At 34.7% G+C, this 21,164-nt stretch carries 21 protein-coding genes; 3 read left to right on the forward strand and 18 right to left on the reverse strand.

What is annotated here, in order from left to right:
• Nucleotides 1-197: 197 nt before the first annotated feature.
• A complete protein-coding gene (locus FC091_RS02235; protein WP_138432648.1) occupies nt 198-1,148 on the reverse strand; it encodes an endonuclease/exonuclease/phosphatase family protein in 951 nt (316 codons plus the stop codon).
• Between the two features lie 73 nt (nt 1,149-1,221).
• Between FC091_RS02235 and hflX the strand changes: the two genes are divergently transcribed.
• Both hflX and FC091_RS02245 read left to right on the forward strand, forming a co-directional pair.
• The gene (hflX, locus tag FC091_RS02240) at nt 1,222-2,433 is read left to right on the forward strand and encodes a GTPase HflX (protein ID WP_138432649.1); all 1,212 of its coding nucleotides are present in this window, start codon (nt 1,222-1,224) and stop codon (nt 2,431-2,433) included.
• Between the two features lie 12 nt (nt 2,434-2,445).
• A complete protein-coding gene (locus FC091_RS02245; RefSeq protein ID WP_138432650.1) occupies nt 2,446-4,716 on the forward strand; it encodes a penicillin-binding protein 1A in 2,271 nt (756 codons plus the stop codon).
• Nucleotides 4,717-4,873: 157 nt separating this feature from the next.
• Here FC091_RS02245 and FC091_RS02250 read toward each other — a convergent pair whose 3' ends face one another.
• The 7 genes from FC091_RS02250 to FC091_RS02280 form a co-directional block, all read right to left on the reverse strand.
• Entirely contained in the window at nt 4,874-5,782 is a 909-nt protein-coding gene (locus tag FC091_RS02250) for a DUF3078 domain-containing protein (protein ID WP_138432651.1), read from the reverse strand.
• Nucleotides 5,783-5,910: 128 nt separating this feature from the next.
• Entirely contained in the window at nt 5,911-6,420 is a 510-nt protein-coding gene (locus FC091_RS02255) for a DUF2480 family protein (RefSeq protein WP_138432652.1), read from the reverse strand.
• Between the two features lie 3 nt (nt 6,421-6,423).
• Complete coding sequence (locus tag FC091_RS02260) at nt 6,424-7,863, reverse strand: hydroxymethylglutaryl-CoA synthase family protein (protein ID WP_138432653.1); 1,440 nt, start codon at nt 7,861-7,863, stop codon at nt 6,424-6,426.
• A gap of 11 nt (nt 7,864-7,874) precedes the next feature.
• On the reverse strand, nt 7,875-8,201 hold the full coding sequence (locus FC091_RS02265) for a DUF59 domain-containing protein (protein ID WP_138432654.1): 327 nt from the start codon (nt 8,199-8,201) through the stop codon (nt 7,875-7,877).
• 1 nt (nt 8,202) lies between these two features.
• Nucleotides 8,203-8,625, reverse strand: a complete 423-nt coding sequence (locus tag FC091_RS02270; RefSeq protein ID WP_138432655.1) for a SufE family protein — start codon at nt 8,623-8,625, stop codon at nt 8,203-8,205.
• A 34-nt stretch (nt 8,626-8,659) separates the two neighbouring features.
• Nucleotides 8,660-9,493, reverse strand: coding sequence for an META domain-containing protein (locus FC091_RS02275; protein ID WP_138432656.1), 834 nt, complete (start codon nt 9,491-9,493; stop codon nt 8,660-8,662).
• Nucleotides 9,494-9,579: 86 nt separating this feature from the next.
• Nucleotides 9,580-10,809, reverse strand: coding sequence for an aminotransferase class V-fold PLP-dependent enzyme (locus tag FC091_RS02280; protein ID WP_138432657.1), 1,230 nt, complete (start codon nt 10,807-10,809; stop codon nt 9,580-9,582).
• A 139-nt stretch (nt 10,810-10,948) separates the two neighbouring features.
• On the opposite strand from FC091_RS02280, the gene FC091_RS02285 reads away from it, so the two are divergent.
• Nucleotides 10,949-11,245: a hypothetical protein gene (locus FC091_RS02285; RefSeq protein ID WP_138432658.1), complete on the forward strand. Its 297-nt coding sequence runs from the start codon at nt 10,949-10,951 to the stop codon at nt 11,243-11,245.
• Between the two features lie 398 nt (nt 11,246-11,643).
• On the opposite strand, the gene sufD is transcribed toward FC091_RS02285, so the two are convergent.
• The 10 genes from sufD to FC091_RS02335 all read right to left on the reverse strand — a co-directional run bounded on the left by sufD (nt 11,644) and on the right by FC091_RS02335 (nt 21,078).
• The gene (gene sufD / locus FC091_RS02290) at nt 11,644-12,957 is read right to left on the reverse strand and encodes a Fe-S cluster assembly protein SufD (protein ID WP_138432659.1); all 1,314 of its coding nucleotides are present in this window, start codon (nt 12,955-12,957) and stop codon (nt 11,644-11,646) included.
• 80 nt (nt 12,958-13,037) lie between these two features.
• Nucleotides 13,038-13,790: a Fe-S cluster assembly ATPase SufC gene (gene sufC / locus FC091_RS02295; RefSeq protein ID WP_138432660.1), complete on the reverse strand. Its 753-nt coding sequence runs from the start codon at nt 13,788-13,790 to the stop codon at nt 13,038-13,040.
• A gap of 4 nt (nt 13,791-13,794) precedes the next feature.
• Nucleotides 13,795-14,211, reverse strand: coding sequence for a hypothetical protein (locus tag FC091_RS02300; RefSeq protein ID WP_138432661.1), 417 nt, complete (start codon nt 14,209-14,211; stop codon nt 13,795-13,797).
• Nucleotides 14,212-14,215: 4 nt separating this feature from the next.
• Nucleotides 14,216-15,664 carry a Fe-S cluster assembly protein SufB gene (gene sufB / locus FC091_RS02305; protein WP_138432662.1) on the reverse strand — a complete coding sequence of 483 codons (1,449 nt, stop codon included), beginning with the start codon at nt 15,662-15,664 and terminating at the stop codon, nt 14,216-14,218.
• 9 nt (nt 15,665-15,673) lie between these two features.
• On the reverse strand, nt 15,674-16,003 hold the full coding sequence (locus tag FC091_RS02310) for a HesB/IscA family protein (protein WP_138432663.1): 330 nt from the start codon (nt 16,001-16,003) through the stop codon (nt 15,674-15,676).
• A 111-nt stretch (nt 16,004-16,114) separates the two neighbouring features.
• The gene (locus tag FC091_RS02315) at nt 16,115-16,351 is read right to left on the reverse strand and encodes a hypothetical protein (RefSeq protein WP_138432664.1); all 237 of its coding nucleotides are present in this window, start codon (nt 16,349-16,351) and stop codon (nt 16,115-16,117) included.
• 107 nt (nt 16,352-16,458) lie between these two features.
• The gene (locus FC091_RS02320; RefSeq protein ID WP_138432665.1) at nt 16,459-17,511 is read right to left on the reverse strand and encodes a cytochrome-c peroxidase; all 1,053 of its coding nucleotides are present in this window, start codon (nt 17,509-17,511) and stop codon (nt 16,459-16,461) included.
• A gap of 9 nt (nt 17,512-17,520) precedes the next feature.
• Nucleotides 17,521-18,291, reverse strand: coding sequence for an MbnP family protein (locus FC091_RS02325; protein ID WP_138432666.1), 771 nt, complete (start codon nt 18,289-18,291; stop codon nt 17,521-17,523).
• Between the two features lie 4 nt (nt 18,292-18,295).
• A complete protein-coding gene (locus tag FC091_RS02330; protein ID WP_138432667.1) occupies nt 18,296-19,618 on the reverse strand; it encodes a hypothetical protein in 1,323 nt (440 codons plus the stop codon).
• A 5-nt stretch (nt 19,619-19,623) separates the two neighbouring features.
• Nucleotides 19,624-21,078 (reverse strand): choice-of-anchor B family protein, encoded by a 1,455-nt coding sequence (locus FC091_RS02335; protein WP_246035783.1) that lies wholly within the window; start codon nt 21,076-21,078, stop codon nt 19,624-19,626.
• Between the last annotated feature and the right edge of the window lie 86 nt (nt 21,079-21,164).

The following is a 21,164-nucleotide window of genomic DNA, read 5'->3' on the forward strand; positions in this document are numbered from 1 at the left end:
GTTAGAAATTATTTAACCCTTTATAATATGTTGATTATAAAGGATTTATTTTTTTTAATTTTTGTGAGGCTTGGGGAAGCATTTAAGGACGTTGATTAGTCGTTCTTTTTTGCTCATTCGAATATATAAAAAATGCCTAGTAACGTAATGTTAACATTACTATAATAGATGAACGGCTTTATTTATCGACAAATGGTTTAAGGGGTTTTAAATTGTAAATAAACAGGAAAATGATCACTATATCCTCCTTTGTATTTTTTGCCAACGTATGTCCTAAAAGGCTGCCCTTTGTATTTACCATGGTATTGCGTTACAAACTTAGAATTAAAAACATCTGCTTTGATAAATTTTAAGTTAGTACCATCAGGATCAAAAAAATTTCCGCTGATAAGGATTTGATCGAACATGTTCCATTGAAAATTGTGATTTAAGCTACCTTTATTATAAGAAAGTACGGTATTGAAAGGGTTATATAATTTACTCTCTTCTTCTAACAAAGTAATACTGCGATCCCCTGGGTTATCATTAAAGTCTCCCATTACTATGACTTTAACATCGCCCTCTTCATTTTTAAGTCTCGTAATTATTGAATTTACTACTTTAGCAGCAGCAAGTCTTTTATATTCTGTTTCTTTTTCACCTTCTCTTCGAGACGACCAATGATTTACTATTATATGTATGGTTTCATTATTTAATTTTCCTTTTACCAATAATATATCTCTGGTATAATCTCTTTCACCAGTTTCGGTTTGTAGAAATACTGAAAATGTTTCTGAATATTCTACTTTAAAAAGATTGTCTTTATATATTAAAGCAACATCGATTCCGCGTTCATCAGAAGAATCATAATGAATATAACTGTATTTTTCAGAGATCAGATTTTCACTACTTACTAAATCTGATAAAACTTTTTTGTTTTCAACTTCAGCTAAGCCTATGATTGCGGGAGCTGTCGCTGTATTTTCTTCCCCAATTTTGGCAATAACGCTTCCTAATTTTCTAAGCTTATTTTTATAGCGTTTGGGAGTCCATCGTTTTGCTGACGTTGGTAAAAAATCATCATCATTTGTTAAAGGATCATTTTCTATATCAAATAAATTTTCGATATTATAAAATGCTATAGTGTGGGTATTAGAATCTTTATTCATGCAATAAAAATATAGCTTTTTAAAAATATACTGAGGAAAATCCATTTCCTTAACTTTGTACTTTATTTAATATATGCTAGAGAAAAAAGATATAGAATTAGAAAGTGTTGTACTCATTGGTATTATTACTCAAGACCAAGATGAAGAACAATCTAAAGAGTATTTAGATGAGCTTGAGTTTTTAACCTACACTGCAGGAGGAGATGTTGTAAAGCGATTTACTCAAAAAATGACCCAACCAAACCCTAAAACCTTTATAGGTACAGGTAAGATGGAAGAGGTAATGCACTTTGTAAAAGAGAATGAAGTTGGTACTGTAATATTTGATGACGAGCTTTCGCCAGCGCAAGAACGCAACATCAGTAAAATATTGAATTGTAAAATTTTAGATAGAACCAATCTTATCTTAGACATTTTCGCGCAACGCGCACAAACCAGTTATGCCAGAACTCAGGTAGAATTGGCGCAATGCGAATACCTGTTACCACGATTAAAAGGAATGTGGACACACCTTGAAAGACAAAAGGGTGGTATTGGTATGCGTGGTCCTGGTGAAACGGAGATAGAAACAGATAGACGTATTGTGCGCGACAAAATTGCATTGCTAAAGGCTAAGATAAAAACCATCGATAAACAAATGGCTGTGCAGCGAGGCAACAGAGGTAAGATGGTGCGTGTGGCTTTAGTAGGTTATACCAATGTTGGTAAGTCTACATTAATGAATGTGATTAGTAAAAGTGAAGTCTTTGCTGAAAACAAACTCTTTGCAACCTTAGACACAACGGTTAGAAAGGTAGTAATTGGCAACTTGCCATTTTTAGTAAGTGATACTGTAGGTTTCATCAGAAAATTGCCAACGCAATTGGTAGAGTCTTTTAAAAGTACCTTAGATGAAGTTAGAGAAGCCGATTTGTTATTGCACGTGGTGGATATTTCGCATTCTAATTTTGAAGAACATATAGAGTCGGTAAATCAGATTTTAGATGAAATTGAAAGCAAAGACAAGCCAACTATAATGGTTTTTAATAAAATTGATGCTTACGAGCCAGAACCTTTTGATGAAGAAGATTTGCTAGAAGAACGAACCAAAGCAAACTTTACCATTGAAGAATGGAAAAAAACTTGGATGTCTAGAGTTGGCGATAATGCCCTTTTTATTTCGGCATTGAACAAAGAAAATATGGACGAATTTAGAAAACGTGTTTATCAAGAAGTACGAGAAATTCATGTTACTCGTTTTCCATACAATCATTTCCTATATCCAGACGTTGAAGATATAGAGTAAATTATCTTCAAGATGACTACAAATGCCAACCAATTTAAAATTCGGATAAAAAAGATTTTTAAAAACAAGTGGGTAAAATGGCTTTCTGTTTGTGCAGGTGCCATTTTGCTGTTCTTGGTTGGTCTTTATATCAGTATATATTTAGGATTCTTCGGAAAGCTACCAACAACAGAAGAACTCAGTTCCATAAAACAAGAGCAGGCTACCCAACTTTTGGACCACAATGGTAAGTTAATTGGCAAGTATTACATTTATGATAGACAACCTGTAGAATTCAAAGATTTCCCCAAGCATTTAATAGATGCTTTAGTTGCAACAGAAGACAGCCGTTTTTACGAGCACGATGGTGTAGACAATATTAGTCTAATGCGTGTGTTTGTAAAGAATTTAATTCTCAGAGATAAAAGTGCTGGTGGTGGAAGCACGATAACGCTTCAACTTGCCAAGAATTTATATGGCAGAAAAAATTATGCACTATTTAGTATGCTCATCAATAAGTTCAAGGAATCTATTGTAGCCAAGCGTATTGAAGATATTTACTCTAAGGAAGAAATTCTAACACTTTACCTGAATACGGTTCCGTTTCCGGATAATACTTATGGTATAGAAAGTGCTTCGTTAAAGTTTTTCGACAAATCCGTAAAAGACTTATCGCTAAACGAAGCTGCTACTCTAGTCGGAACCTTAAAAGCCAATACTTATTATAATCCGCGAGTACATCAACAACGTAGTGAAGACAGAAGAAATGTAGTGCTCAACCAAATGTTTAACTATGGCTACTTGGCAAAAGATTCTTTAGAGTTTTATAGTAATGAAACATTAGAACTCGATTATAAATCCTACAATCACGATTTAGGTTTAGCGCCTTATTTTAGAGAAGCTGTCAAACAAGAGCTTTCAAAAATATTAGATACGCTAAAAACACCTGATGGTGAAACCTATGATTTGTATAAGGACGGATTGGTTGTGCATACAACGTTAGACTACCAAATGCAACAATATGCTGAAGACGCAATGAAATCGCACCTTACAAAATTGCAAAGTGATTTTGAAGCCTCTTACGGAAAGTATGCACCTTGGAATGATAATTCTAAAGTTTTAAAAGCAGCCATTCAAAAGTTACCAATCGTTAAAAAGTATAAAGAAGCAGGCTTGTCTGATGCGCAGATTAAAGATTCTTTAAGCGTAAAAAGAAACGTTGAATTATTCGGTTGGAAAGGAGATACAATCAAAAATGTTTCTGTAGTAGATAGTTTGAAGCATTATTTGAAGTTTTTAAATACAGGAATGCTATCCATAGACCCAAAAACAGGTGCGGTTAGGACTTATATTGGCGGCATTGATTATCGGTTTTTTAAGTACGACCACGTTTCTCAAAGCGAGCGACAAGTTGGTTCAACCTTTAAACCTTTTGTCTATACAGCAGCAATTGAAAATGGTTTAGACCCTTGTACGTATTTTGCACTTAGCGAAGTAACCTATACCAATTATGATGATTGGACACCAAGCAATGCTGGCAGCGATGAAGAAGAACCTCATATTAATTATACTTTAGAAAACGCTTTGAGTAATTCTGTAAATACCATTGCAGTTAAGGTGTTGGAAGAAGTTGGTATACCAAAAACCATTAAGCAGGTCGAAAAATTGGGTGTCACGCACGAGTTGCCCAATAAGCCGTCTTTGGCATTAGGTGTTTCAGAAATAAATTTGAAGGAACTCACAGGTGCTTATGCGAGTTATGTCAATAAGAGTAAACCTGTAAAACCATTTTTAATCACAAGAATTGAAGATAAAAATGGAAATGTTATCGCTAATTTTGAGCCAGAAGTTGCTGGAGAGCAAGCTTACAATGATTATACAAGGCAAGTAATGCTTCAAATGATGAAATCTACAGTAAATTCTGGTACAGCAACACGATTGAGAAACACCTACGGATTGCGCAACGACATCGCAGGAAAAACAGGGACAACACAAAACAATAAAGACGGTTGGTTTGTGGCCTTAACGCCAAAATTAGTAACTATTACTTGGGTAGGTAACGATAACCATAGTATAGGTTTTAAATCAACAGGAATAGGACAGGGTTCAAATTCGGCATTGCCAGTTTTTGCAAAGTTTTACCAAAAGCTCAATAAAGATTCAGACTATAAATCTATAACTAACGCTAAGTTTGAAAGTCCATCTGAGGATGTCATAGAAGATTTGGATTGCGAACCAACCAAACGCGATGGGTTTATTAAGCGTCTGTTTAAAAGGAAGAACAAAAAGAAAAAGTTTGATTAAATAAAAGGTTGTCTAAAAGAAAGAAATCTGTTATTCTGAATTTATTTCAGAATCTCATTTTAATTGATTTCCAAGATATTTAGAATCTGAAACGAGTTCAGATTGACAAAATAGAACTTTTAGACAACCTTTTATTTGTGCTATAAAGCTAATAGTCTTAGAATTTGTAGCTTAAACCTATGGTGTAGTAAGACTGTAAATCATTATCAGCATCTTCTAAATCTACACCTTGAAAGTTGGCAGCTTCTTGTTGGTTGCTTCTTAGGGCAAAGTCAAAACCAACACCTATCATTTTCCATAAGGTATAGCTAAAGGAGTTAGTCCATGTCCAGTTAGATAATTCACTTTGCTCGTAACTTTGGAATGTAGAAAAGTTCGTTTTAAAGGCAATAGCACCAATTTGTCTTGTATAGTCAGCAACAATCTTGGCACCAGCCGAAGAATTAAAAGCTGCACCATTATCCGCAAACACAAAGTTGTAGTTAAGTGGATGGATGACTACAATTAAGTTTTCTATTGGTGTCCAAGTGGCACCAATACCAACATCTAGAAATCCAGGATCGTTAAAATTATCAATTATTGTTGTTCTATATTCCATTAAACCAGAAATAGCCCATTTTTCACTTAGTTTACGTCCATAAAGAGATGATAAATTAAACACATCTGTTGTTGCATTAAAGTCATCGCTGTCGGTATCAATATCAGTATTATCTAATTTTACCCAAGCCAAATTTGACAGGAGTGAATTTCTCCAAAAGTACTTGTCTTCAATTTTGTTGGCAAACGCATTAAAGGTAATGCCAATATTACCAGAGTTGTTATTTGGTGCACCTTGAGCGTACCAATTATTAAATCCGGATAAACTACCGCCAATAGTACCAAAAGCACCAACTCTCCAGCCAGGTAAAGCATCTATCTGGGCTTGTAAAGCATCTGCTTCTGCCTGAAATTTGTCAGCTTCCGCTTGTTTCTCAGCTTTTTGTGCTTGTAGCTCTTCTTTTGTCTGAGAAAAACCAAACGAAATCGCAAGTATTAAAAATGCTGTTAAAAGTAATTTTTTGTTCATAATGAATTCAATTTTAATAATTTAAGTTGTTATAAGTTTTACAAATATACGTATTTACAGACCTTTTTTGATACCGTAAAACAGCTAATCATTACTGATTAGACCTTAAATTAAATAAGAAGTCACAATTATTTTTTCTGTTTAAATAAAGGAACAGCAGAACAGGCTTCACCAAACATTATGGATTTGGCAATAGGTTTTAATTTTTGAGATAACAGTACTAAAGCGTTGGTAGGAACAGGCTTATGAGAACAACCTTTAACAATTACAGGGACGTTTTGATATGTGCTTAAGTCTAATTCTGAGATGATTTTTGAGTATAATAGCGACTCTAAATGATCTAAAGAACCAATAACCGTTAATTTTGAGAACTCTCTAAGTTCTAAGGAAATAAGCATATATGCCCAGTCTGGGACAATAGCATCTGTTGAGCAATATACGGCTACATAACAGTCTTTATATTGAGACCAATTGTGTTCTGCTACATGTGCTCTGTATTCTTTCTCTCTTAGTACGAAACCTTCAAGCAACCAGTCCTTTATGTCAAACAGAATTCGCTTTCCTTCTGGGTAGAAATCTTCAAGATCAATGACTTTTAACTTACTGTTAGCAACTCTATTTATAATTTCTTCTGCCATAAATTATTTTACAATGTAACGACGCAATCCGTAGTTTGTCTCATCTTGCTCTATAAAATCTAGAGAAATTTTACTTCCATTATGGATTGGACTTTGGATTTTAGAACGATGAATGTTTTCATAGGTCTTTACATCTATAGAAGTCCTTTGGTTTAAAGTTTCAAAAAGATTAATAGAAGCTAACTTAGAAGTCCAATTTTCTTGTACAACACCATCAAAAACTTTTGATTTAGAGCCACTACCGTAGGCTATAAAACCAATGGTTTTTCCGGTTAATTCTAAGTTATTATCATAACTATCAGATAATAAACTTAATAGAGACATAAAAATTGATGCCGTGTACATATTACCAATTTCTGAAGAAGCTAGTTCTCCCTGAGCAATTTTAGTATCTACAAAACGCCTATATAACTGAGATTTATAAGCTTTTTTAGACCAGTCTTTAAGATCTGAATCTTCAGGTTTACCAATTTCATTTTCTAATTCTTCATAGGTATTAGATGCTTTTAACCATTTTAACCAATTATCAAAAATGATGCGTCTTCCATGAAATGCATAAGGTAAATGAAATACTATTTTATGCCAATCATTATTAAAAGTTATATCCTTCTGAGTTCTAAAATGGGTAAGCGCTTCCGTGATCCTATCATTATAACAAGTATTAGAAAACTGACCATCAAAAACAGGCTCTTCTTTGAAAATTTCAACGATATCACTATTGTCAGACCAGAATTCTGAATCTGAGGATGCCATAAATTCATTCATCTTTTCATCGGAAGTATCCAAATTTAAATCCTTGAATACAGCCTTTAAAAGCTCAGCTTTTTTAAAAATTCTTCTTGGTTTAAAAAAGTCTCCTTCACTCTTTGAGGCAATTCCCCAAACGGTATTAATTTCTAATATTGCTGGGTTGTGACTTACCAATACAGCCACTGCACCAGCACCTTGGGTATACTCACCTGTAGAATTGATATCGTACTTAGAAAGGTCTGAAGCAATCACAACAGCTTTTCTATTGGTCTCTTGTTTTACCCAATCAATACTATTGTGTAAGGCATCTACAGCGCCAACACAGGCAAATGTCATATCCAAAACATCGCAATGTTTGAAACTGCGTTTCCCATAAGTTGAAGCTAATTCGTTCTCAACAATTTCTACAGCATAGGTTGCAGTGGGCTTTGAGCCGTCAATGGCACTTTCAGTCCCTAAATACACTCTGCCAATCTCGTTTGGATCTATGTTATTTTGGGTTATTAAGTTGAGTAAAGCGTTAGCCGCAAAAGTAGCTGCGTCTTCACCAACATTTGGCACCGCCATTTTTTGAAGACCTAATCCCTTTTTTAATTTTTCTGCAGGAATTCCTCTAGCATCAGCAAGATTATCCATCGATACGTAAAGTTGTGGAACGTAAAATGCTATGGCGTCAATCCCTGTCTTATTCATAATGCTCTTTATTATAACATTCCTAATTCCAACTTGGCTTCTTCGCTCATTAGGTCTTGAGACCATGGTGGGTCGAAGGTAATTTCCACTTCGGCATCCTTGACCTCGTTTATAGATTTTACCTTTTCTTCAACTTCTAAAGGTAAAGTCTCTGCGACTGGGCAATTTGGAGTAGTTAAAGTCATTAATATTTTTACCTCGTAATCTTCGTTTACAAAAACATCATATATCAATCCTAGTTCATAGATGTCTACAGGAATTTCCGGATCGTAAATTGTTTTTAAAACACGTACTATTTTATCTCCAAGTACATTAGTATCTAAAGTTGATTCACTCATTTTAATTCAACTGTGTTTGGTATGCTATTGCATACATTTTTAATTGTTTTATCATGCTAACCAATCCGTTAGCCCTTGTTGGCGACAAATGTTCTTTCAAGCCAATTTTATCAATAAAATCAGTATTTGCTTCAATGATATCTTTTGGGTGTTGGTTAGAGAACGCTCTAATTAAGATCGCAATAATGCCCTTTGTAATAATGGCATCACTATCTGCTGTAAATTCTACCTTATCATCATTCATTTCAGCATGTACCCAAACCTTACTTTGGCAACCTTTTATAATATGATCATCGGTTTTGAATTGTTCTTGGATTAACGGAAGCGTTTTACCTAAATCTATCATGTATTGATAGCGCTCTTCCCAATCTTCAAACATAGAAAACTCATCTATTATTTCATTTTGAATTTCTTCGATAGTCATAATCAAACTTATTTAAAACAAAGTTACAAAATCACTATTGCTTAGTCGCATTTTCTGCCATAGATAACACTTTATTAACTAGTGTTTCTATTTCTTTTGGTGGATATCCATGGTCAAACGTAGGTGTCATCATTACAACATCACCCTTTACAACGGATAATGTAGCATTAGGTGCGCCATCATGCAGGCGATTTTGTGTTGGCGGTTCAAGTAAATCAAGATTTTCCACTAAAGAATTACTGAGAAGTTCGTTGAGTTCTTTCCAGTCTTTTGGCTTACACTCAAAGGTGTCTATTTCCTTTAAGTTTCGGTCTTTAGAAATTGTTATTTCAGATTTTGAAATGCCAATATGTTTAAATGCCCCTCTTGTAGACGTTTCATAAATAACCATGAATTTTTTGTAATTATCCTTTACAATAGCACTTTTGCTGGGTTTTGCAGCTAGGCTTTTTGTGGCTGTAAACACTTCTGTAGTTTCGTTCGTAAAAGAAAAACTGTCATTTTTAATAATAAAAGAATTTACATTATTTAATGCCTTTAGAAATGTGCTTTCTAGATTGTTTTTTTCTGTCCCACAATATTTTTTTGAAGCTGCAACTGGCCCGAATTTTATGGTGTTTTCTTTTATGGTATAATTACTAAAAAAGTTATTACAACCAGAAAAACCAGAGACCTGATTGGTAGAATCGTTAAAAGTTATCGTAAGGTTTTGAAAACTTACGTCTTTAGATTCTAATTGTTTTATTTTGTAAGTACCAGATAAACCTGATTGTTGCATATGCTTTTTTTGTTCTGTATGTGTTGCCTTTTTAGAATTACAAGATCCTGTGAGTATAGCTAATGTAAAAATACTTAGTAAAAATTTCATAACTAAAAGTTTTATTTATGAAAGGTACACTTTTGATGCCAAACTCTCAATAATTGAGATTTAAGAATTTTCCCCTTGATTAAAAGTTAAGATAACATCATTATGGCTTTCTTTAATGAAGCAATGAAAATATCTATTTCTTCTTTGGTATTATAAAACATAAAAGATGCTCTAATAGTACCAGGAATCTTGTAAAAGTCCATTATAGGTTGAGCGCAGTGGTGACCTGTACGTACGGCAATTCCCATTTTATCTAATATGGTACCGATATCGTAAGGGTGAATATTGCCTACATTAAAAGATATAACAGAAGTTTTGTGTGTTGCAGTTCCGTAAATGGTTAAACCTTCAATCTTTTGAAGTTTTTGGGTTGCGTAAACCAAAAGTTCGTTTTCGTATTGCGCAATAGCATCAAAACCAATAGCATTCATATAATCTATTGCAGCACCAAAAGCAATACCACCACAAACATTTGGCGTTCCAGCCTCAAATTTGTGTGGCAAATCTGCATACGTGGTTTTCTCAAAGGTTACTTCCGCTATCATTTCTCCTCCACCTTGGTAAGGCGGTAATTTCTTTAACCATTCTTCTTTTCCGTAAAGCATACCAATACCTGTTGGGCCACAAATTTTGTGCGCTGAGCAAACATAAAAATCAGCATCTAGTGCTTGTACATCTGGTTTTATATGTGGACACGATTGTGCACCGTCAATTAAAACAGCAGCACCAACGTTGTGTGCTTTTTCTATAATAGGCTCAATTGGATTTATGGTTCCTAGAGCGTTAGATATGTGGTTTACAAAAACGAGTTTTGTGTTTTGGTTAAGAAGTTTATTAAATTCTGAAAGTACCAATTCACCATTTGTATCCATTGGTATTACCTTGAGAGCTGCTCCAGTTTTTTCGCAAAGCATTTGCCAAGGTACAATGTTGCTATGATGCTCTAAAGCAGAAACTATAATTTCGTCCCCTTTTTTTAAAAGTGAAGAAAAACCATTAGCGACTAAGTTAATACCATGAGTGGTACCAGATGTAAAAATAATCTCATACGCCTTAGCAGCATTAAAGTGTTTTTGGATTTTTATACGTGCTTGTTCATAAGCATCTGTAGCTTCTTGACTTAACGCATGAACTCCTCTGTGAATATTGGCGTTGTAGTTACTATAGTAATCCACAATAGCATCAATGACCTTTTGAGGTGTCTGTGATGTTGCTGCATTATCTAGGTATATTAAAGGCTTTCCGTTAACTTTTCGGTTAAGGATGGGGAAGTCTTTTCTGATGACTTCAGCATTAAAAGGTGTCTCTACTTTCATATTACAAAGATACGAAGCAGAGCCTTCAAACTAAAACTTATAACAATGCTTTAAGACAAGAAAAAAGTATTGTTTTCTATTTTTATAGCATAAACATGATAGATACAAGTTTGCGCTAATAGAAGAATTAAATTTACAAATGACGAAAATTATACAATGCTTTAATTGTGGAGTCTACAACAAAAATAGAGATTTGTGTAAAGATTGTGGTGCTATATTGTCTCATAAAAAAAGGCGGGAAGAACGTCTAAAAGAAGCACAAAAAAAGAGAATAGAGAAAGTGAAAAATCAACCGCCCGGTTTTGTTGAGAATCTACGTCGACACCCTTTTTTCATCTACCGTGCCGTGGGTTGGATTCTCTATTCTAGTTTTATGGTTGTTGGTGCTATCGGAGCCTTCATAGCATGGTTGGTATTTGCGATAGCGGCAGGTTGATTATGAATACGATACTTAGATATTATTTTTTTATCTCCTTGGTAATAGGATCAGTTATATATATCGCTCAAAAACAAAACATCGTTCTGCCTTATATTATCAACAATTACGTAAATGATTTTCTTATCGTTCCAATTTGTTTAACATTGAGTTTGATAGTGTTAAGATACACCAAAAACAATAAACATTACTATCTGAAAATATACCACGCTATTTATCTAGCGTTAATATACGCAGTACTCTTTGAAATCATTCTTCCTAGGATATATGAGCGTTACACAGCAGATATTATAGATGCCACACTTTACCTTTTCAGTGCGATAATCTTCTACACTTTACAGGAAAAAAAAGTAACAATATTAAATAGCCCTCAGTGAGATAGAAAGATCTATTTAAGATTAGAGGTCGAAACCTATATTTACGCCTAATTTATTAGCTATAATCTTAGTAATTCTATTTTTTATTTCAGGAATTTTAACCGAATCTAAAACATTATTACTGAATGCAAACATTAACAATCCTCTAGCTTCTTTTTCAGGAATTCCACGAGAACGAAGATAAAACATGGCACTTTCATCTAACTGGCCAATTGTACAGCCATGAGAGCACTTTACGTCATCTGCAAATATCTCTAGCTGAGGTTTTGTGTTTATACTTGCTTTATCACTCAATAAAATATTGTTATTTGCCTGAAAAGCATCTGTTTTTTGAGCTTCTTTCTCTACTAAAACCTTGCCATTAAAAACACCTGTAGCACTGTCGCCAAAAATACCTTTGTAGTCTTGGTGACTCTCACAATTCGGTTCTATATGATGTACTAGAGTATTGTGGTCTACATGCTGCTTGTTACCGATGATAGTAATACCTTTCATGGTAGAGTCTATACGTTCTCCGTTTTGATAAAAATTAAGATTATTTCTTGTAATCTTTCCACCAAAAGAGAAGGTATGGACCTTGGCAATACTTTCTTGTTTTTGGCTAATGAACGTATTGTCAATTAAAGACGCTGTTTCCCTATCATTTTGAATTTTGTAGTAATCTACGATGGCACGCTTGTTTGTGAAAATTTCTGTAACGGAATTAGTTAAAACAGGATTTTCTGTTAAACTTTGATGACGTTCAATAATTTGTAAATGAGAATTTTCGCCAACCACAACAAGGTTTCTTGGTTGAAGCATTAATGCCGCTTCATTGCCTGTTGAAAAATGTAAAATCTGTATAGGTTTTTCAACGAGTTTATTTTTAGGGATATGTATGTATGCTCCTTCTGCTGAAAATGCTGTATTTAATGATGATAGACTATCTTTTGAGGCAATTTTATTAAAATAGTTTTCAATAACCAGCCTATATTTTGGTTTAGTAAGTGCAGCAGACATTAAGCAAACATCTATACCATCGTGCGTGGTTTGAGATAAATGCGAAGAATATTTACCATCAATAAAGACAATCTTGTAAGCATCTATATCGTGAATAAAGTATTTCTTTACATCCTTAAAATCTAGAGCATCTTCGTGCTTAGGGAACACACTGTAGTCATGCTTTAAAATTGAATTTAAAGAGGTGTATTTCCATGCTTCTTGACGCTTAGTCGGGAAACCTTCGTTTTCAAAATGCTTTATTGCTTCAGTTCTAATATCATGAACAGGCGAATCTACATCGACCATATTTTCGAATGCCATGAAAGAAGATACTAACTTTTCTTTTAATTCCATGTTTTTCAGTATTCAGTATTTAGTAATCGGTATTTAGTTTTTAAAACTATTTACTGAGGACTTTACACTGGTTACTGGCGCTATGCGCCAACTTCTTCTTTAATCCAATCGTAACCCTTTGCTTCTAGCTCATGTGCTAATGCTGCTGGGCCAGATTTAACAATTTTACCATTATGTAATACATGCACAAAATCAGGTACGATATAATCTAGTAATCTTTGGTAGTGTGTAATGACAATAACAGCATTGTCTTTAGACTTTAGTTTGTTGACACCATTCGCAACAATCCTAAGTGCATCAATATCTAAACCAGAATCTGTTTCGTCAAGGATAGCAAGTTTAGGCTCTAACATTGCCATCTGAAAAATTTCGTTGCGTTTTTTCTCACCACCAGAAAACCCTTCATTTAATGAACGTGATAAGAACTTGCGATCTATTTCTAAAAGCTCAGATTTTTCACGGATCATCTTCAACATTTCATTTGCTGGCATGTCTTCCAATCCTTTCGCTTTGCGAGTTTCGTTAATAGCAGTTTTCATAAAATTAGTTACACTAACTCCCGGAATTTCTACAGGATACTGAAATGATAGAAAGATACCCTTGTGCGCACGTTCTTCGGCTCCAAGTTCGTCTAAATCTTCACCTTCTAATAAGATCTCACCTTCCTCAACTTCGTATTCTTCTTTTCCGGCGATTACAGAAGCCAATGTACTTTTACCGGAACCATTAGGTCCCATAATAGCATGTACTTCACCAGGTTTAACCTCAAGGTTTATACCTTTTAATATCGCTTTATCATCTACGCTTGCGTGTAAGTTGTTTATCTTTAACATTGTCTTAGTTTGATAATTTTATAACGTCTTCTTTATTTGGATTTGGTTTTTCAACCTTTAAAATATCTTTAATTTCTAAAGCTTCTTTCCATTTAATATTAGGATCTGTATTTTTAGCTTTTTTAACTCTAACCGTAACAGGAACAGAGGTGTATTTGTGCTCTTTAAGTGGTTTTACCTTTTCATTTAGTTGGTGCATATTATCATCTATAACAACTGCATAAATGGTTCCGTTTTGGGATTCAAATACAGCAGCATTTTGGTCAGCATCATAAACAAATTCGCCTTTCATGGTTATGTAACCATCATTTTGGTCGTATGATTTCGCTCTATTTTCTTCTAAATTAGCTTCTTGTTTGTTTTGGTCTTTACAACTCACAAAGCACATTAGAGCCAATAAAATGATTGCAACTTTTTTCATAGTCTTAGCCTACTGAGCCTTCTAAACTAATTTCTAATAATTTTTGTGCTTCAACGGCAAACTCCATCGGAAGCTTATTAAGTACTTCTTTACTAAAACCATTAACGATTAAGGCAATAGCTTTTTCTGTATCAATACCACGTTGGTTACAATAAAAAATCTGGTCTTCACCAATTTTACTTGTTGTAGCTTCGTGCTCTATTTGAGCAGTTTTGTTTTTAGCTTCTATATACGGAAATGTGTGAGCACCACACTCATTACCCATAAGCAAACTATCACACTGTGAGAAGTTACGAGCATTTTCTGCTCTTGGGCTTATTTGTACAAGTCCTCTGTAAGAATTTTGAGATTTTCCAGCAGAGATACCTTTTGAGATAATGGTCGACTTGGTGTTTTTACCTAAGTGAATCATTTTGGTACCTGTGTCTGCTTGCTGAAAGTTATTAGTAACAGCAATGGAATAAAACTCACCAACAGAGTTATCTCCTTTGAGAACGCAACTTGGGTATTTCCATGTTACAGCAGAACCAGTTTCTACTTGTGTCCAAGAGATTTTCGCGTTTTTCTCACATAAACCACGTTTGGTTACAAAATTGAACACGCCACCTTTACCCTCAGCGTTTCCTGGGAACCAGTTCTGTACTGTAGAGTATTTAATTTCAGCATCTTCTAAAGCAATTAACTCTACAACTGCTGCGTGTAACTGATTTTCATCTCTACTTGGTGCTGTACACCCTTCAAGATAACTTACATAACTCCCTTCGTCTGCAATAACAAGGGTTCTCTCAAACTGACCTGTGCCTGCTTGGTTAATACGGAAATATGTAGAAAGCTCCATTGGGCAACGTACTCCTTTTGGAATGTAGCAGAATGAACCGTCACTAAACACCGCTGAGTTTAAAGCCGCATAGAAATTATCTTTCTGTGGTACGACAGTACCGATATATTTTTTTACAAGTTCTGGATGCTCTTTGATAGCTTCAGAAATACTCATAAAGATGATTCCTTTTTCCGCTAGGGTTTCTTTAAAAGTTGTAGCTACAGAAACAGAATCAACAACCACATCCATAGCAACACCTGCTAATTTCTTTTGCTCATCTAGAGAAATACCAAGCTTGTTAAAGGTTTCAAGAAGTTCTGGGTCAACTTCATCTATGCTGTTGTATTTCGGTTTTTTGCTTGGTGCCGAATAATATGATATTGCTTGAAAATCTGGCTTTTCATATTTTACATTAGCCCATTCTGGCTCTTCCATGTCTTGCCAAACCTTAAAAGCTTCAAGTCTCCATTCTGTCATCCACTCTGGTTCCTCTTTCTTTTGGGAGATAGCCCTAACAATGTCTTCGTTTAGTCCATTAGGAAAAGTTTCAGATTCAATATCTGTGTAAAAACCGTATTCGTATTCTTTGGTTTTTAATTCTTCTCTTAAATCGTCTTCAGTATATTTACTCATTGCATTTTTTTATAGTGAAAATGATTCGCCACAGCCGCATGTACGGTTGGCATTTGGATTATTAAATACAAATCCTGTTCCGTTTAATCCTCCTGAGTATTCTAAAGTAGTACCGATGAGGTATAAAAAACTCTTTTTGTCAACAATGATTTTTACACCATTATCTTCAAAGACTTTATCATCTTCTAATTGCTCTTTGTCAAATTTTAAATCATATGATAACCCAGAGCAGCCACCACTTTTAACACCAACTCTAATGTAATCGGTATCAGGATTGTAGCCGTCATCACTCATTAGTTCGATGACTTTTTTCTTAGCATGTTCAGAAACTTTAATCATATATTAAAGCAGATTAATTCTAAATTGAATGCAAATATACGATTTAACTAAGGTTTAACCATAATTGCTAACATTATATTAGCATATGATTTAATAGAGTTTCCCTATCGATTAAGAAAATTTTGGTTTGGATATTTGAAGTTTAAGATGAAATAATCGTCTAAGTGTAGTCTGTATGTGCTTGTTGGATACGGTTAATTCTTCAAAATTACCATTGGCATCAGTTTTTACAACCGTGTTACAGTGAGAACATGTTAATTCAGCCGTTTGGTCAGAATTTGTTTTAGATTTTACATAATTATGACCAAACACAGCACAGGGCAATGCTTTGCTTGTAGTAGGTTTCATCTTATGAAATTTGGGACTGAAAATGTAAGTAAAATGAAGAGAATTTCATGATTAAAACCGCTATTTTTCGATGAAATACATCTATAAACAAGAATAAACCTACAATTTTAGTTTTGAAAATCAGGATTGTTTAAAAACGAAGGATCAGAAAGTGTGAGCAAAAATGCTTTTAAATCTGCTTTTTCTTGGGTAGTTAATTGCACACCTCCTTGAGCAATTTGTTTCATCAATGGGTCAATTGTTGGAGAGTTTTGAAGCCCTTCGCTGTAATGATTTATAACTTCATCTAATGTAGCAAATCTGCCATCGTGCATATAAGGAGCGGTATAGGCTAAATTTCTTAAAGAAGGGGTGCGAAATTTTCCATTGTCATTAGAGTCTCCAGTGACAGCTCCTAAACCTAAATCTGTAAACGTTGCATCAAGTCCGTTGTTATGAAAATCGTTATTGGTCCAGAGCGGATTATTAGGGTTACCATGGCAATGAAAACAGTCTCCCTTATCTTCCCTTAAAAAGATATCTAAACCAATTAGCTCTTGTTCGGTCAATGAAGTCAACCCTAGTGTGTACCTGTCAAATTTTGAGTTAGCTGAAATCAAGGTGCGCTCAAATTGCGCTATAGCTTTTGTGGTTAGTTCTTTGGTTATGGTTGAGGTATTAAATGCCAATTGAAAAAGTTCAGGGTATTCAGGATGATTCTGTAATCGGTTTATAACACTGTCCCAATCACTATGCAATTCAATAGGGTTTTCTACTGGCTCTTCAGCTTGACGCTCAAGACTCAATGCCGATCCGTCCCAATTAAAGCGTTCTCCATAATTCCATGCCAAATTAAATAAAGGCATTGCATTTCTCGTACCAGAAATACCAGTGACACCTACACTTGTCGGTAGGTTCTCAGCAAATGCATTTTGGAGTGAATGGCAAGATGCACAAGATTGTGTGCCATCTGTAGATAGAATTTTATCAAAAAAAAGTTTCTTACCGAGTGCTATGCCTTCAACGGTTTGAGGGTTGTCTGATGGAATTACAGGTGGAATTATATTGGTCGAAAATATTTCTGGTATTTCTAGAGGCGAAGGTGTAGGTTGGTAACCCGAATCGTCATCAGAACAACTAAAGTATAGTAAAACAACAATAAGGATTAGTCCTTTTTTCATAATTAAAGATTATTGAAAGACCTCTCCTAAACTGAAAACATTTTGTCCATTTTCATACATCATAATTTGTGCTGTAGAATTTGGCATCAGCATTTGATTATAAACATTCAAATCCCACAAATTCGGATTTTTAAACCATTCAGCAATATTCATTTTTACCTCAATTTCTACATCATTACTAATATTTATAGGGCCAAGATTTACAGTAAAAAAAGTATCTTGTGGAAATGTAGGGTTGGGTCCAACATTGTCAACAGCTCTTATAGCATGGTAGTTAAAACCTTGCTCTTCATTATTGGAATTAATGAATTTACCATCAAATTGCATATAATGATAGCCACCGCCCATCATCTCTGGTACATTGAACGAGGCCGAATTTAAATCGATGTAATTTTCGGCATTATCTTCATTGTCTAAGCCAAAAGTAAAAGACACATTTGTATAATTGCCAATAGGAATCTGAGTGTCTGGAGTATATTCCATATTCACTTCATTAGTAAGATCTACTAGATTGTAAACATCGAGTTCAATTTCTTCGCCATTGGCCTTGGTGAATACGATATCAGAAATCACATAACGAAACCTTTCAAATCCAATACTCTCACCATGTGCATTTACATATTGTATGGGTCCGAAATTATAATCTCTAATGAGTGCTCCATCCCAATTATGCGTAAACTTAAATGTAGTCGAAACCTCAGGATTACTATCTGAATCATCACTTGAGTTACATGAAATTAGCAATACTAGTGAGAGCAAGAGAGAAACAAGTTTTTTCATTTTTTTAATCAATTTTAATAATTAATAAATCTGTGAAACCTTCGTTTTCTAAGATATCTCCATCATTACTAGCTGTATCACCAACAGCAATGACCGAACCATTTATTAATTCGACGACGTCATAAGAAAAATCAATATTAGAGCCTCCAACAGTAATTTCCCATAGCAAATTACCATTGTTGTCTGTTTTTAAAACCCAAGCATCATTTTGTCCGTTGTTTTCTAATACATCCATGTCGCTACTTCGTGAACTACCTGAGAGTAAAAAACTATTGTCTTGAGAACCCTTTATCGCTCTGGCAACATCAAAACTAGAGCCTCCTATGGTCTCTTCCCAAATAAGATTTCCTGAAGGTGATATCTTTATAAGCCATAAATCAGCTGCCCCTTTGTTTTGAGATATGTTGTTATCATTGCTTCGTGTGTCTCCAACAATGATGTAATTGCCATCACCAGTTTTTGAAATGGCTCTAGCTTCATCTATTTGAGAGCCTCCAAAAGACTTCTCCCAAATTAAGTCTCCTGTTTCGGAAACCTTAATTACCCAAAAATCATAAGTGCCAATATTGCCAGAAATATCTGTGTCTTCACTATCTGAACTTCCTGCAATTATAAAACCATTATCATCAGTTTGAACAGCACCATAAGGTGTATCGGTAAAGTTGCCACCAAAGTAACGACTCCATTCTAAGTTACCGGAGTTATTTAGCTTTAATACCCAATAATCTCCACCAGCATGTCTATTGGCTGTTCGTGAAGAATTGCCAGCACCACCAGAAGCTGTAACATCTAAAACACCTATAACCAAAAAGCCTTGGTCATTAGTTTCAATCATAGAAATACCAGAATCTGCGCCTTGGTAACCAAATGATTTTTCCCAAGAGATATTTCCAGTAGCATCTAATTTAACGATCCAATAATCTTGTAATCCAGCATTTTCAGTTGTATCTCCATCGGTACTAAAGCTATATCCTAAAATAGCATAACCACCATCAGAAGTTTGAATTATATCACTTCCTCTGTCGTCTGCTGTTCCTCCATAGGTTTTTTGCCACTCTAACTGATCGTTAGCATTAAATTTTAAAACCCAATAATCAAAACTTTCGTCTTGCTTGTCTGTAATATCGTTATCATTACTTTGCGTGTAACCTAAAATCGCATAACCTCCATCTGAAGTTGCAGTAACTGATTGTGCACTATCGTTTTTAGAGCCTCCAAATGTTTTGACAAACGTTAACTGACCATCGTTATTTGTAGATGAATTATCATCACTACTGCAGTTTAATAATAGTAATACAAAAAAACAATATGCGACTTTACTAAACATAAGTGTTAATTAGAAGGTCTTACAATAAATAAACCTCCATTAATATCACTGACGACAATGTTACCGCTTTCAAAAAAAGGATAGATATTCCATGCTCCATTAAAAGACGTATTGTCATCTGGAATGTAGGTGTCTATGAAGCCGGTTTCTGTCATCACGCCAGAGTCTAAATTAGAAATATCGATAGCTCTAAGACCTGCAGTGTAATTAGCGACGTAAAACGTATTGCCAACAACATAGCCGTTGTGGTCTATTGCTGCTGTAGGACCAAGATATTCCATGTGAAATAAAGGATTATCCAGATCACTAAAATCAAATACAACAGTACGGGAGTTGAGCCCAAAACTTATTTCATCAACCTCATCACCAAGTAAGAAATAGACCATGTCCTCGGTAAACCAACCTTGATGCGTATAGCCAATATTTCCGTAATCTATAGTTGAAATTTGAACAGGATTTGACTTATTAGTAACATCAACAATTACGACTTCATTCTCATTGCTGCCTATTAAAATTTCTCTACCTGTATAATCTGCATCCGGCCCATTGTAAGTTATAACTTGGGCATCATGTGAGTAAGCATCGTCAGCGTAGCCACCAGCAGCAATAGGTGCGGTTGGATTTTGAATATTCACAAAATGAGGCCCTCCATTAAAAGTGTCAGAGCCTACTGCGTACGCAAAACCACTGTCTTCATTTATTACGATATTATGAGCACTACCAAAACCATTGTAATTAGCATCTGCAGTAAAAGTTTCTGGTGGATTGGCAACATTTCTTAAACGTGTTAAGTCAAAAACTTGCATTCCATGACCAGGTGCTTCGCTTACTATAAATGCGTGATTATTGTACACTTTAATATCTCTCCAAGGACTATTGGTTGTAGCTGTTGGTAAAGTTCCTAAAAAAACAGGGTTTGATGGGTTAGTAATATCAACAAAAGCAGCGTTGGTTGAGGTTCCAACTAGAGCATATTCGTTTCCGGTTTGAGGATCTGTCCAACCCCAAGAATCGTTGCCTTCTGCACCATCTCCTCCCAAAACATCTATTGTAATCTGACTCATAAGATCGAATCCACTACATGGATGGCCATTAGCTAATCCATTTTCACAAGGAAATTGCGGTAAAATAGTATTGTCGTCACAGATGTCACCAATGCCATCATTATCAGCATCTTCTTGAAGCGGATTTGAAGTCAAAGGGCAATTATCATCAATATCTAAAATACCGTCGTTATCATCATCTTCGTCACAAGCATCTCCAAGACCATCACTATCAGTATCAAGCTGGTCTTCATTGGCAATTGTTGGGCAATTATCACTGATGTCTAAAATAGTATCGTTATCAGTGTCCGTATTATCATTGCCATCATCATCACTAGAGCAAGCCAAAACCATTATAGATAAGGCAGTACACGTAAGAATTTGAAAGAAGTATCTCTTTAGGGCAAAAAAATCCATAACTTTTTTTTAGCAATTTACAGTAAAAATTAAACATTGCTAAAATTACCAAATAATAAATGCCTGTAGAACCTCTTTTATTTAAA

The organism is Winogradskyella algicola (assembly GCF_005869935.1).
Classification (GTDB): domain Bacteria; phylum Bacteroidota; class Bacteroidia; order Flavobacteriales; family Flavobacteriaceae; genus Winogradskyella; species Winogradskyella algicola.